This window comes from Microbacterium sp. CIAB417, assembly GCF_022788845.1.
Map to the genome: position 1 here is coordinate 1 of NZ_JAHZUT010000047.1, position 423 is coordinate 423.

At 49.9% G+C, this 423-nt stretch carries 1 rRNA gene; it reads left to right on the forward strand.

What is annotated here, in order from left to right:
* Positions 1–201 precede the first annotated feature (201 nt).
* Positions 202–423, forward strand: a 16S ribosomal RNA gene (locus tag KYX17_RS31665); the annotation flags it as partial.

The window sequence follows — 423 nt, forward strand, 5'->3', positions numbered from 1 at the left end:
GGAGCATCCGTTCCTTGAGAACTCAACAGCGTGCACTTGTCAAATGCCAAATAACCTCGTTCCAGCTTCGGCTGGGTGAGATTCCTTTGGATCAAGTCCAACCCTTTGGGGTTGGCGTTATGGATTGTCAGTTTTGACATCCTTTTGGTCAGTTCAAACTCGCTGCGCACTTCTTTTTCCGTTGTGTGTATGCATTTTTCTTTTACGGAGAGTTTGATCCTGGCTCAGGATGAACGCTGGCGGCGTGCTTAACACATGCAAGTCGAACGGTGAAGCAGAGCTTGCTCTGTGGATCAGTGGCGAACGGGTGAGTAACACGTGAGCAACCTGCCCTGGACTCTGGGATAAGCGCTGGAAACGGCGTCTAATACTGGATACGAGACGTGGCCGCATGGTCAACGTTTGGAAAGATTTTTTGGTTCA